12 protein-coding genes are annotated in these 12,618 nt (G+C 73.0%); 7 read left to right on the top strand and 5 right to left on the bottom strand.

The window, feature by feature from the left end:
* Window positions 1–18 precede the first annotated feature (18 nt).
* From PYR72_RS28360 to mscL, 3 genes are all read left to right on the top strand, one after another.
* Entirely contained in the window at window positions 19–999 is a 981-nt protein-coding gene (locus tag PYR72_RS28360; RefSeq protein WP_275457926.1) for an S-methyl-5'-thioadenosine phosphorylase, read from the top strand.
* 219 nt (window positions 1,000–1,218) lie between these two features.
* Window positions 1,219–1,845 carry a hypothetical protein gene (locus PYR72_RS28355; protein ID WP_275460545.1) on the top strand — a complete coding sequence of 209 codons (627 nt, stop codon included), beginning with the start codon at window positions 1,219–1,221 and terminating at the stop codon, window positions 1,843–1,845.
* Between the two features lie 102 nt (window positions 1,846–1,947).
* Complete coding sequence (gene mscL, locus PYR72_RS28350) at window positions 1,948–2,424, top strand: large conductance mechanosensitive channel protein MscL (RefSeq protein WP_275457925.1); 477 nt, start codon at window positions 1,948–1,950, stop codon at window positions 2,422–2,424.
* Between the two features lie 28 nt (window positions 2,425–2,452).
* Here the strand turns inward: mscL and PYR72_RS28345 are convergent, their stop codons facing one another.
* Entirely contained in the window at window positions 2,453–2,635 is a 183-nt protein-coding gene (locus PYR72_RS28345; protein ID WP_013002918.1) for a hypothetical protein, read from the bottom strand.
* A gap of 214 nt (window positions 2,636–2,849) precedes the next feature.
* Between PYR72_RS28345 and PYR72_RS28340 the strand changes: the two genes are divergently transcribed.
* The 4 genes from PYR72_RS28340 (at window position 2,850) to PYR72_RS28325 (ending at window position 7,577) form a co-directional block, all read left to right on the top strand.
* Window positions 2,850–4,118, top strand: coding sequence for a low temperature requirement protein A (locus PYR72_RS28340; protein WP_275457924.1), 1,269 nt, complete (start codon window positions 2,850–2,852; stop codon window positions 4,116–4,118).
* Window positions 4,108–5,139: a P1 family peptidase gene (locus PYR72_RS28335; RefSeq protein ID WP_275457923.1), complete on the top strand. Its 1,032-nt coding sequence runs from the start codon at window positions 4,108–4,110 to the stop codon at window positions 5,137–5,139. The genes PYR72_RS28340 and PYR72_RS28335 overlap by 11 nt, the downstream gene beginning before the upstream one ends.
* 304 nt (window positions 5,140–5,443) lie before the next feature.
* A complete protein-coding gene (locus tag PYR72_RS28330; RefSeq protein ID WP_275457922.1) occupies window positions 5,444–6,661 on the top strand; it encodes an Ig-like domain-containing protein in 1,218 nt (405 codons plus the stop codon).
* 157 nt (window positions 6,662–6,818) lie between these two features.
* Entirely contained in the window at window positions 6,819–7,577 is a 759-nt protein-coding gene (locus PYR72_RS28325) for a DUF6227 family protein (protein WP_275457921.1), read from the top strand.
* Between the two features lie 64 nt (window positions 7,578–7,641).
* Here the strand turns inward: PYR72_RS28325 and PYR72_RS28320 are convergent, their stop codons facing one another.
* From PYR72_RS28320 to PYR72_RS28305, 4 genes are all read right to left on the bottom strand, one after another.
* Window positions 7,642–7,920, bottom strand: coding sequence for a hypothetical protein (locus tag PYR72_RS28320; protein WP_275457920.1), 279 nt, complete (start codon window positions 7,918–7,920; stop codon window positions 7,642–7,644).
* A 201-nt stretch (window positions 7,921–8,121) separates the two neighbouring features.
* On the bottom strand, window positions 8,122–10,248 hold the full coding sequence (locus PYR72_RS28315) for a fructose-specific PTS transporter subunit EIIC (protein WP_275457919.1): 2,127 nt from the start codon (window positions 10,246–10,248) through the stop codon (window positions 8,122–8,124).
* A 313-nt stretch (window positions 10,249–10,561) separates the two neighbouring features.
* Window positions 10,562–11,509 carry a 1-phosphofructokinase gene (pfkB, locus tag PYR72_RS28310; RefSeq protein ID WP_059085022.1) on the bottom strand — a complete coding sequence of 316 codons (948 nt, stop codon included), beginning with the start codon at window positions 11,507–11,509 and terminating at the stop codon, window positions 10,562–10,564.
* Window positions 11,506–12,378, bottom strand: a complete 873-nt coding sequence (locus PYR72_RS28305; protein WP_275457918.1) for a DeoR/GlpR family DNA-binding transcription regulator — start codon at window positions 12,376–12,378, stop codon at window positions 11,506–11,508. Before PYR72_RS28305 ends, pfkB begins: the two co-directional genes overlap by 4 nt.
* Window positions 12,379–12,618: the final 240 nt, after the last annotated feature.

Raw genomic sequence — 12,618 nt, 5'->3', positions numbered from 1 at the left:
CCCGGTTAGGGTGCGGGCATGGCGAACACGGAGCAGGCGGACGGGACGGGGCCGGTGGGCGGGACGAGCACGGCGGACGGCACGGTGGGGACGGGCTCGGCGGGGACGGAGTCGACGGGAACCGAGCCGACGGGGACGGACGCGACAGGAACGGACGCGGCGGGGACGGACCTGGCGGAGATCGGTGTCATCGGGGGGTCGGGTTTCTACTCCTTCCTCGACGACGTGACCGAGATACAGGTGGACACCCCCTACGGACCCCCCAGCGACTCCCTCTTCCTCGGTGAGATCGCCGGGCGCCGGGTCGCCTTCCTGCCGCGCCACGGCCGTGGGCACCATCTGCCGCCGCACCGCATCAACTACCGGGCCAACCTGTGGGCACTGCGGTCCGTGGGCGCGCGCCAGGTGCTCGGGCCGTGCGCGGTGGGCGGACTGCGGCCGGAGTACGGACCGGGCACGCTCCTCGTCCCGGACCAGCTGGTGGACCGCACCAAGTCCCGCGCCCAGACCTACTTCGACGGCCTTCCGCTGCCGGGCGGGTCCGTCCCCAACGTCGTCCATGTCTCACTGGCCGACCCCTACTGCCCCACGGGCCGCAGGGCCGCCCTCGAAGCGGCGCGCGGCCGGGACTGGGAACCGGTGGACGGCGGCACCCTGGTGGTGGTCGAGGGTCCCCGTTTCTCCACCCGCGCGGAGTCCCTCTGGCACCAGGCCCAGGGCTGGTCCGTCGTCGGTATGACCGGCCACCCCGAGGCCGTCCTCGCCCGCGAACTGGAGCTCTGCTACTCCACCCTGACCCTGGTCACCGACCTCGACGCCGGCGCCGAGACCGGCGAGGGCGTCTCCCACGAGGAGGTCCTGCGGGTGTTCGCCGCGAACGTCGACCGGTTGCGGGGCGTCCTCTTCGACGCGGTCGCCGCCCTGCCGGCGAACGACAGCCGCGACTGCCTGTGCGCGACGGCACTGGGCGGCATGGACCCGGGGTTCGACCTGCCCTGACGCTGCCGCGACACTGCCCTGACGGGGGGTTCCGGCTGCCACGGCTCCGACGGAACTCCTCGTTCGGGTGATGGGGTTTTCCACAGTCGGCCGGTGGTCCACAGGTCTCGGCGGGTTCCGCCGCCGGCCCTCATCGTGGGACCGCCAGCCGATCTCCCACAGCAGGTGGTGGTCCCCATGTCCCGTCCCTCGTCCGAGCCGACGCCCCGGCCCCCTCACATGTCCCCGTTCCCGTCGCCGTCCCCATTCCCGTCGCCGTCCCTGCCACCGGCCCCTCCCCCGTCCTCCTCCCCGTCGCCGTCCCGGCCCGCGCCCGGGCGGGTCCCCTCCTGGGCCATCGGCCCACCCGGCGCCGACGCCCCTCCCACCTGCGAGGTTCCGCACTTCGCACCGCTCAGGGTGCGCGGCGGGGCACACCGCCTGCGTCGTCTCGCCCGCTGCCGGCGACGGGCCATGGCCGCGGGCCTGGCGGTGACCGCGGCGGCCCTGCTGGTGACAGGAGCGGGCCCCCGGGAGTCCGGACGGGTCAGGGGCCACCCCGTGGCCGACCCGGTCCCCGAGCGCCCCGCCCCCGTGGAGAGGGTGACCGCGCCGGTACGCATCGCCGACGCCGCGACGGTACGGCTGCTGCGCCCCGGCGACCGCGTCGACGTGATCGCGGCCGAGGAGTCGGCGACGGGCGCCGGCGCCGCACGGATCGTCGCCCGCGGCGCCCGGGTCTCCAAGGTGCCGGCCGCCGACGCCGCCGAGAGCGGAGCCCTGGTCGTCCTGACCGTGCCCCGCCGCACCGCGGCCCGGCTGGCCGGCGCGAGTGCCACGTCCCGGCTGGCGGTGACACTGTGGTGACGCCGGATCCCACGATGGTGGGACCCGACTGGACACGGGGGCCGGGCCCTGCCGTAGGTTGCGGAGTCATTTGTTCCACAATCAGCGCGGAAGGGCCTCGTGGTGAGCAAGCAGAAGGAGCCGGGCGTCTGGGAGGGCTTCAAGGCCTTCCTGATGCGGGGGAACGTCGTCGACCTGGCCGTCGCCGTGGTCATCGGCGCGGCCTTCACCAACATCGTCAACTCGGTGGTGAAGGGGGTCATCAGCCCGCTGGTGGGGGCGTTCGGCACGAAGAACCTGGACCAGTACAGCTACTGCCTGAAGGACCCCTGCAAGGTGGGGACGGACGGCACGGTCACCGACGGCGTCTCGATCCTCTGGGGCACGGTGCTGAACGCGACGCTCACGTTCCTCATCACCGCGGCCGTCGTCTACTTCCTGATGGTGCTTCCGATGGCCAAGTACCTGGCCCGTCAGGAGGCCCGCCGCAAGGCGAAGGAGGGCACGCACGAGGTCATCGAGGTGACCGAGCTGGAGGTCCTGAAGGAGATCCGCGACGCCCTGGTGGCCCAGCGCGGCTCCGGCCACGACCGCACGTAGCGGCTCCCGCTGCCCTCGGCCGGCGGTGTCAGAGGTGGTGGGGCGGCTTCTCGTCGAGGAAGCGCTTCAGGTCGGCCGCGCTGTCGCCGCCGTCGCCGGGCCGCTCGCCCCATCCGTGGTCCGTGTCGTCGGACGACGGACGGCTGAACGGGTCGTCGAAGACCAGCGCGGCCTTGGGGTCACGCGGTTCGGGGGCGGGAGCGGTACTCATGCCTCCAGAGTACGGCCCCGGTCCCGGCCGACGGGCGGCCCCGGCCACTCCCCCGGGCACGTCCGCACGTCCGCGCGTCCGCCCGGCACGACCACGCGCTCGCCGAGCCAGTCCGCGCGTCCGCCCGGCATGTCCGCGCACTCCGTCGGTCCCTCCCGGTACTTGTGCGACCCCGGGCAGGAATTTCCCCGGGTTATCTGGTGTGCTTGGCCGCATGACGTCCCGTTCCACGCCCCCGACCCCCTCGGTTCCCGCACCCACCGGCCGGGCCCCGGTGCGCAGGCTGGTCGCACGGGGGCGCGGGGAGGAGCACCGGGTCGCCTCGCCGCTGGAGCTCCTGTTCGACCTGTGCTTCGTGGTCGCCGTCGCCCAGGCGGGCGTCCAGCTGGTGCACTCCGTCGCGGAGGCGCACGCGGCCGAGGGCATCGCCAACTACGCGATGGTGTTCTTCGCGATCTGGTGGGCCTGGATGAACTTCACCTGGTTCGCCTCGGCGTACGACAACGACGACGTGCCGTACCGGCTGGTGACCCTCGTCCAGATCGCCGGTGTGCTGGTGCTCGCCGCCGGGGTCACCCGGGCCTTCGAGGACCACGACTGGCTGCTGGTCGTGCTCGGGTACGTGATCATGCGGCTGGCGATGACCGCGCAGTGGCTGCGGGCCGCACGGACCGCGACGGGCCCCGAGCGGACCACGGCCCTGCGGTACGCGGGCGGTGTGGCGCTCTGCCAGATCGGCTGGCTGGGGCTGCTGGTCCTGCCGGAGCCGGCCAGGCCGTGGCTGTTCCTGGTGATGGCGATCGCCGAACTGAGCGTCCCGGTGTTCGCGGAGAAGGGCTTCCAGACGTCCTGGCATCCGCATCACATCGCCGAGCGGTACGGCCTGTTCACCATCATCGTGCTCGGCGAGACGATCCTGGCGGCGACGGTCGCCGTGAAGTCGGCGGTGGACGACGAGGACGCGCTGGGCGAGCTTTTGCCGATCGCGGCGGGCGGACTGCTGATCGTGTTCTCGGCGTGGTGGGTCTACTTCACCGTCCCCATCCACGGCCATCTGCGCTCCAGCAAGGAGAGCTTCCTGTGGGGCTACGGCCACTACCTGATCTTCGCCTCGGCGGCCGCGATCGGTGCCGGGCTGGAGGTGGCGGTGGAGCAGGCGGTCGGCAAGGCGCACATCTCCACGCTGGCCGCGTCCGCCGCGGTGACCCTGCCGACGGCGCTGTATCTCCTGTCCGTGTGGGCGCTGCACGCCCGCCACTACAAGGTGGGTACGACCCGGCAGGCGGTTCTGCCGCTCTCCGCGCTGGCCGTGGTCGGGTGCACGTTCCTGGGTCACTGGGCGGTCCCGGCCGCCGGCTTCGTGGCCGCCGCGACGGTCGCGGTCGGAGTCACACTCACTGCCCGGGACCACCACGCCGAGGAGACCCGCCAGGCCCCGGGGGCGGACCCGGCCCACGACACCCGTGACGCCCATGGCCGTTGACGCGCTCACCGACGTCGCCGGTCTGCGGGTCGGTCACGCCACCCGGGCGGGCGGGGGCTGGCTGACCGGGACCACGGTCGTGCTGGCCCCGGTGGGCGGCGCGGTCGCGGCGGTGGACGTGCGCGGAGGAGGACCGGGCACCAAGGAGACGGACGCGCTCGACCCGCGCAACCTGGTGCAGAAGGTCGAGGCGTTGGTGCTGACCGGCGGCAGCGCGTACGGGCTGGACTCGGCGTCGGGCGTGATGGCCTGGCTGGAGGAGCGGGGGCGGGGCGTGCGCGTCGGCCGGGACCCGGCGCACGTGGTGCCGGTGGTTCCCGCCGCCTGTGTCTTCGACCTGGGCCGGGGCGGGGACTTCGGGGCCAGACCGGATGCCGCGCTCGGCCGGGCCGCGGTCGAGGCGGCCGACGCCGGCGGGCCGGGCGCCCCGGTGGCGGAGGGGTGCGTGGGTGCCGGGACGGGAGCGACGGCCGGGCTGCTCAAGGGCGGCATCGGCACCGCGAGCACCGTGCTGGACTCGGGTATCACGGTGGCCGCTCTGGTGGTGGCCAACGCGGCAGGCTCGGTGACGGATCCGGAGACGGGGGTGCTCTACGGGGAGCTGTTCCAGGGGCGTGCGGCGTACCCGCCGCCGGAGGTCCACGCGAGCGCGCGGCGCCGGATCGCGGAGGCGGCCGCGCAGAGTCCCCCTCCCCCGATGAACACCACGCTGGCCGTGGTCGCCACCGACGCCGACCTGACCCGCGCCCAGGCCCAGAAGCTGGCCGGCACGGCCCACGACGGTATCGCCCGCGCCGTGCGCCCCGTGCATCTGCTCAACGACGGGGACACGGTGTTCACCCTGGCGACGGGCGCCCGCCCGCTGCCGCCGCAGGCTGGCCCCCTCGCCCTGAACGAACTCCTCGCGGCGGGCGCCGACCTGGTGACGCGGGCGATCGTACGGGCGGTGCGGGCCGCGGAGTCGGTGGACGGGCCTGGGGGCACGTGGCCGTCGTACCGGGAGCTGTACGGGGACGCGTGAGGAGGGAGGGGGCGGGCGATGGGGCGGTGGGAGGGGAGGGGGCGCGGGAGGGGAGGGGGTGGGGGCGGGGGGAGGCCCCCAAGGGGATCAAAAGGGGCTGAGGGATCGGTAGTTCCAGCGTTCAGCGGGTGCCGTCGGGTTCAGCCGGTGCCGCCGGGGGCGATTGTCCCGGTTCTGTCACGCGATGCCGTCAGGCCGGAGTCAGCGGGAACCCTCCCGGCCGTCGCCGGCTCTTTCTCCACGTAACCGAGCGGAGCACGTAGATCACGCGGATCACGCGGACGCGAAGAAGCTGGAGCAGATCGTGACAAGGCCGAAGATTGCTGTACGGCGGGCACTGGGGACCTGTGCCGTGCTGGTGGTCGGTGCGCTGACCCTCACCGGCTGTGGCGGAGACGCCCAGGCCGACAACAAGGGTGGTGGCAAGGGGACTTCGGCCGAGGACGCGGTGGCGCGGATCACGATCTCGGCGAAGGACGGGTCGACGGGCGCGTCCATCAACGCGACCGGGGTGAAGGTCAGCGGCGGCAAGCTGACCGAGGTGAAGATGACCGCCGTCGAGAGCGGCGCCGCCGTGGCGGGCGAGATAGCGGCGGACGGGCGGTCCTGGAAGCCGAAGGAGCAGTTGGAGCGCGGTACGAAGTACCGGATCTCCGCGACCGCGAAGAGCGCCGCCGGGAAGACGGCGGCGGCCAACTCCATCTTCACGACCGTGTCGTCGGCCGACAGTTTCATCGGGACGTACACCCCGGACAACGGCACCACGGTCGGGGTCGGGATGCCGGTGTCGTTCACCTTCGACAAGGCCATCACGGACAAGAAGGCCGTGCAGTCGCACATCAAGGTGACGTCGAGCAGCGGGCAGCAGGTGGTCGGGCACTGGTTCGGGGGGCAGCGCCTGGACTTCCGGCCCGAGGAGTACTGGAAGGCCGGTTCCAAGGTCACGGTGAAGCTGGACCTGGACGGCGTGGAGGGCGCGAACGGTCTCTACGGCGTGCAGGACAAGACGGTCACCTTCACGGTCGGGCGGGCGCAGGTCTCCACGGTGGACGTGAACACGCAGACGATGACGGTCGAGCGGGACGGGAAGACGCTGAAGACGGTGCCGATCTCGGCGGGCGCCGCCGCGAACCCGACGTACAACGGCCAGATGGTGATCTCGGAGAAGTTCCGGCAGACGCGGATGAACGGGTCGACGGTGGGCTTCGGCGGTGAGTACGACATCGCGGACGTGCCGAACGCGATGCGGCTGACCACGTCGGGCACGTTCGTCCACGGCAACTACTGGTACAACCGGGGCAACCCGCCCTTCGGGCGTGAGGGCACCAGCCACGGCTGCATCGGTCTCGCCGACGCCCAGGGCGCGAGCGGCGACACGCCCGGCAAGTGGTTCTTCGACAACTCCCTCGTCGGCGACGTGGTGATCGTGAAGAACTCCCCGGACAAGACAGTCGCGCCGGACAACGGCCTCAACGGCTGGAACATGCCGTGGAGCGAGTGGACGGCCGGAAGCGGTATCTGACCACTCTGTTCAGCTGGTTCGTGGGGCCGCGCGGGAACAGACCGCGCGGCTCCGTCGTTCAACGGGCGTACGTTTTCTCGGTTCCCGGACATGATGTCCGACCGAGGGGCTACGGTATGCACCCACAAGGTGACATGCAGCAACGCCGGGAGAAACCTTGAGCGTTCCGTACGAGACGGCAGCGTACGAACCACCCGAGTCGCCCGAGTCTCCTGAGGAGCACCTCGCGCGGCTCCTCGGCCGCGCCCTGAACTCCTTCGAGCTGCCCGACGAGACGCTCCGGCAGCTGGACTGTGCCCTCGCCCACGACAGCTCGCTGCATTCCGCGCACTACAGTTCGGGGCTGCATCGGGCGACGTACCGGCACACCTGGCTGCTGGCCGACGGCTCGGCCGTCACGCTGTGGGAGCTGGTGCACAATACGGCGCTCGGCGGTGAGGTCCAGCACGAGGTGTACACGGACGAGGAGGAGCTGCGGGCCGCGACCGCGCGCCTGCCGCTGCCGCCGGACGCCGCCGACTTCGAACTGCCCGCCGTCGTGGAGCTGGCGGCGTTCCCCGAGCCCCGCCACGAGTACGTGCCGGACGATTCGGCGGACCATGCGCGTCGCCTGCTGCGGCGCGCGGAGAATCCGGACTCGCCCGGGGACGAGCTGGCCACGCTGTTGTTGCGCACCGCGTTCGCCCACGAGATCACCCAGGCGTTCGGCCGTCCGCACCGTCCCGCGCGGCGGGGCCGGCCCGGCTTCAGCTTCTCCCTCTACGAGCATGCGTTCCTGCTCACGGACGGGCAGGAGATCTCGCTGTGGGAGGTCGAGCACACGGCCACGGCGGACGGACGCCATATGTGCGAGGTGTACGCGACGGAGGACGCGGCCCGGGACGCGATGGAGCGTCGGGCGGGGACGCTCGGCTAGCGGGCTCGGGCGGACACCCGGGCCGTGAGGGCCCGGGCGGCGGAAGGCCCGGGCGGTGGCGGGCTCAGGCGAGGCGGTCGTCGCTGAACTGGCGGGCCAGGAACGCGAAGGCGTCCTGTTCCGCCGGGGTCAGCTCCACGTGCTCCACGTACGGGCCCCTGCGGCGCTGGTGCGGCAGACCCCACCCGCGCTGCCCGCGCCGGCCGGCCAGTGCGGCGAAGCGGCCTCGGTGGACCTGGTGGTCCCGGTTCAGTACGCGGACCAGCAGGGCGACCCAGACGACCGACGCGAGGACGAGGGCGGCCAGGCCCAGCGGCTGGAGGATCGACACGTGCTCAGGCATGCCGTCCAGTAGACACCACAGGAGGGGACTTCGGGCCCGGACCGTGACGTATCTCGCAGGTGTGGCGTACACGTCATACGCACGTCAAAGTGCCCTAAAGGGGCGCGCGGGGGCGAGTACGTGTGAGGCCGCGGTCTCCCGGGACGCGTGAGGCCGCGGCCCCTGCCGGGTGGGGGCCGCGGCCTGCGTACGGTCGCGGGTTCAGGCCGCGACCGGCTCCTTCGTCCGCTCCTCGGCGGTCGCGGGCGTGGAGTCGGCCGCCGTGCCCGCCGGGGTCTTGCGCAGGCCCTTCAGGAGGATGACCAGGCCGGCGGTGACGGCCGTGCCGACCGCGATGGCCAGCAGGTAGAGGAGCGGCTTGCCGATCAGCGGGGTGACCCAGATGCCGCCGTGCGGGGCGCGCAGGGTCGAGCCGAAGGCCATGGCCAGTGCGCCGGTGACCGCGCCGCCCGCCATGGACGCCGGGATCACGCGCAGCGGGTCGGCCGCGGCGAAGGGGATCGCGCCCTCGGAGATGAAGGAGGCGCCGAGCACCCATGCCGCCTTGCCGTTCTCGCGTTCGGCGGTGGTGAACAGCTTCTTGCGGAGCGTGGTGGCGAGCGCCATGCCGAGCGGCGGGACCATGCCGGCCGCCATGACGGCTGCCATGATCTTCATCGCGGAGTCGCTGGGGTCCTGCACGGCGATGCCGGCGGTGGCGAAGGCGTAGGCGACCTTGTTGACCGGGCCGCCCAGGTCGAAGCACATCATCAGGCCGAGCAGGACACCGAGCAGGACGGCGTTGCTGCCGGAGAGGCCGCTCAGCCAGTCCGTCATGCCCTTCTGTGCCTGGGCGATGGGCTTGCCGATCACCACGAGCATCAGGAAGCCGACGATCAGCGAGGAGATCAGCGGGATCACGACCACCGGCATGATGCCCCGCATCACCGGCGGGATCTTGATCCGTTGGATGCCGAGGACGACTCCGCCGGCGATCAGACCGGCGACCAGGCCGCCGAGGAAGCCGGCGTTGATGTTGGCGGCGATCATGCCGCCGACGAAGCCCGGCACGAGGCCCGGCCGGTCCGCCATGCCGTAGGCGATGTATCCGGCGAGGACCGGGATCAGGAAGCCGAAGGCGACGGCGCCGATCTGGAAGAGCAGGGCCGCCCAGCTGTCGATCTGGAGCCAGTCGAAGTGCTCGGTGACGGGCTTGGCCTGGTTGATCTCCCAGCCGCCGATCGCGAAGCCGAGGGCGATCAGCAGACCGCCCGCCGCGACGAACGGGACCATGTAACTCACACCGGACATCAGCCATTTGCGCAGCTTGGTGCCGTAGCCGTCGCCGGGTTCGCCCGCGCGGTCGACGGGGGTGCCGGGCCGGGCGGCGGCCGTGACCTCGCCGCGCTCGGCCTTCTGCCGGACCTCGGCGATCAGCGCGCCGGGGCGGCTGATGCCCGCCTTCACGCCGACGTCGACGGTGGGTTTGCCGGCGAACCGGTCCTTCTCCCGTACGGGCACGTCGTGGGCGAAGATCACGCCGTCGGCGGCGGCGATGACCGCCGGGTCGAGGCGGGAGAAGCCGGCCGAGCCCTGCGTCTCGACGACGAGCTCGACGTCACCGGCGTCCCGGCCCGCGTTCTCCAGCGACTCGGCAGCCATATAGGTGTGCGCGATGCCGGTGGGGCAGGAGGTGACGGCGACGATACGGAAGGGGCGGGCTTCGGCGGGGGCGGCCGCGGCCGGGACCGGGGCGGCCACTGCCGGAACCGGGGTGGTCTCGGCCGGGGTGGTTCCGGTCGGGGTGGTTCCGGTCGGGGTGGTGCTGACCGCGGCGGCGTCGGGGGAGGCCGTTCCGCCCGACGCCGCCGCGGAGTCTTCGGTGCCCTCGGCCGCGTCGGCGCCGGTGGCGTCGCCCCGGATGAGCGCGGCGGCGTGGGCCGCGTCGTCCACGGCGCGCAGCGCGTCCGTGAACTCGGTGTTCATCAGCTGGCGGGCGAGAGAGGAGAGGATCGTGAGGTGGGCGTCGTCGGCGCCCGCGGGCGCGGCGATCAGGAAGATCAGGTCGGCGGGGCCGTCGGGCGCGCCGAAGTCGACGCCTGCCGCGCTGCGGCCGAAGGCGAGGGTCGGCTCGGTGACGTGCTCGCTGCGGCAGTGCGGGATGCCGATGCCGCCGTCGAGGCCGGTCGGCATCTGTGCCTCGCGGGTGGCCACGTCGGCGAGGAAGCCGTCCAGGTCGGTGACCCGGCCCTTCGCCACCATGCGCTCGGCGAGGGCACGCGCCGCCGCTTCCTTCGTCTCGGCGGACAGGTCGAGGTCGACCAGGTCCGCGGTGATCATCTCGCTCATCGCGGGCTCCTTCGCACGCGTATCGCCCGGGGGGTGTGGTGGGCGGGGGTGGGGACGGAAGTGTGGGGGGCGGGGGCCGGGAGGCAGGGGCGGGGGTGGGGACGGGGTGCGGCGAGGGATGCCACAAAACGAAGGTTCGTTCGCGGAGAGGCCGGGGCGGAGGAGGCAAAACGAGGGTTCGTTCGCGGAGAGACCGGGCCGGAGGAGGTAAAACGAAGGTTCGTTCGCAGGGAGACCGAGACGGCGACGCGAGGCGCGGGCGCGGGCAGATTCGCCGCCCGGCCAAAATGAACGTTCGTTCGCGATTCCCGCGTCACGACACCGGCTCCCTCAGCACCCGGTCCGCCGGCACCTCCGCCGTGACCGTGACCGCCGCCGGGTCCAGGTCGCGGGGTGTCGGCATGACGCTGCCCGGGAGCTGGACGGCCGCGGCCCCGTGGGCGACGGCGGAGGCGAGCGCCTCGGGGCCGTGCCCGCCGGCGATCAGGAAACCGGCGAGGGAGGAGTCGCCGGCGCCGACGTTGCTGCGGACGGCGTCGACGCGGGCGGTGCCGAACCAGGCACCCGAGGCGTCGACGAGGAGCTGACCGTCGGCGCCGAGGCTGGCCAGCACCACACCGGCCCCCATCTCACGAAGTTCCTCCGCGGCCTTGACGGCGTCGCCGACCGTGGCGAGGGGGCGTCCCACGGCCTCGGCCAGTTCCTCGGCGTTGGGCTTGACGACGTCGGGGCGTTCGCGGAGCGCGGCGAGCAGCGCCGGGCCGGAGGTGTCCAGGGCGATACGGGCGCCGGCCGCGTGGGCGCGGGCGACGAGTTCGGCGTACCAGGACGGGTCGAGGCCGCGCGGGAGGCTGCCGCAGCAGGCGATCCAGGAGGCGTCGGCGGACCGGGCGCGGACCGCTTCCAGGAGGAGTTCGCGTTCGGTGGCGGACAGTTCGGGGCCGGGTGCGTTGATCTTCGTCAGGACGCCGTCGGCCTCCGCGAGGGCGATGTTGGAGCGGGTCGCCCCGGCGACCGGCACCCGGGCGACCTCGATGCCCTGGGCGTCGAGCAGGTCGGCGACCAGGGCGCCCGGTGCTCCGCCGAGAGGCAGTACGGCCACGGTGCGCCGGCCCGCGGCGGCGACCGCCCGGGAGACGTTGACGCCCTTGCCGCCCGGGTCCATGCGTTCACCGGTGGCCCGGATGACCTCGCCGCGGTCGAGGGAGGGGACCTCGTAGGTGCGGTCGAGGGACGGGTTCGGGGTGACGGTGAGGATCATGAGCGGTCTTTCCGGCCCGCGGCGGAGCCGCCCTCGTGGGAGCCGCCCTCGTGGGAGCCGCCCGGGGTGGAGCCACTCGTGTGGGAGCCGCCCGCGGCGTCGGCGCCCGGGACGCGCAGCACCTCGGTGCCCTGTCGTTCGATGGTGAGGGCGTCCTCGACGCTCAGCCCGCTGTCGGTGATGAGCAGGTCCACGTCGGTCAGGTCGCCGAAGCGGGCGAAGTGCTCCTGGCCGTGCTTGGAGGAGTCGGCGAGCAGCACCACGCGCCGGGCCGCGGCGACGGCCGCGCGCTTCACGGCGGCCTCGGCCAGGTCGGGGGTGGTCAGACCGCGGTCGACGGAGAAGCCGTTGGCGGCCACGAAGAGCACGTCCGCGCGGATCTCGCCGTAGGCCCTGAGCGCCCAGGCGTCCACGGCGGCGCGGGTCCGGTGGCGGACGCGGCCGCCCACCAGATGGAGCTGGATGCCCGGGTGGTCGGCGAGGCGGGCGGCGATGGGCAGGCTGTGCGTGACCGCGGTGAGGGCGGATTCCAGCGGGATGGCGGCGGCGAGGCGCGCGATGGTCGTACCGGCGTCGAGGACGATCGTGCCGTCGTCCGGCAGTTCGGCGAGGGCGGCCTGGGCGATCCGGTCCTTCTGGTCGGCGGCGGTGCCCTCGCGTTCGGCGAGGTCCGGCTCGAAGTCCAGGCGGCCGGCGGGGATCGCGCCGCCGTGCACGCGCTGGACGAGCCCGGCACGGTCGAGGGCCTTGAGATCCCGGCGGATCGTCTCGGCCGTGACCTGGAACTGCTCGGCCAGCGACACCACGTCCACCCGGCCGCCGTCACGCGCGAGCCGGAGAATCTCCTGCTGCCGCTCGGGTGCGTACATGCCCGTTCGCCTCCGACTGGTGCCCGACTCTGTGGTTTCGCTCGGAGACTACGCCGGGATGTCCGGAAAGTAAACAGGTACGACCGCGATACGGGCACAGTCGGGCATGGTCGGGCACAAGTGGGCATGGGCGGGCGCGGACACGCAGGGGCGGGCGTGACCGGGCGGTACGCCGAGAGCGGGGCCGGCGACCCGAAGGTCCCCCGCCCCGCTCTCGTCGTCTGCCCGGCGGGCAACCCC

The sequence above is a fragment of the Streptomyces sp. VNUA24 genome, from assembly GCF_029167005.1.
GTDB classification, from domain to species: Bacteria; Actinomycetota; Actinomycetes; order Streptomycetales; family Streptomycetaceae; genus Streptomyces; species Streptomyces scabiei.
The sequence above is the reverse complement of the archived record's forward strand: the minus strand, read 5'-3'. Positions and strand labels throughout refer to the sequence as shown.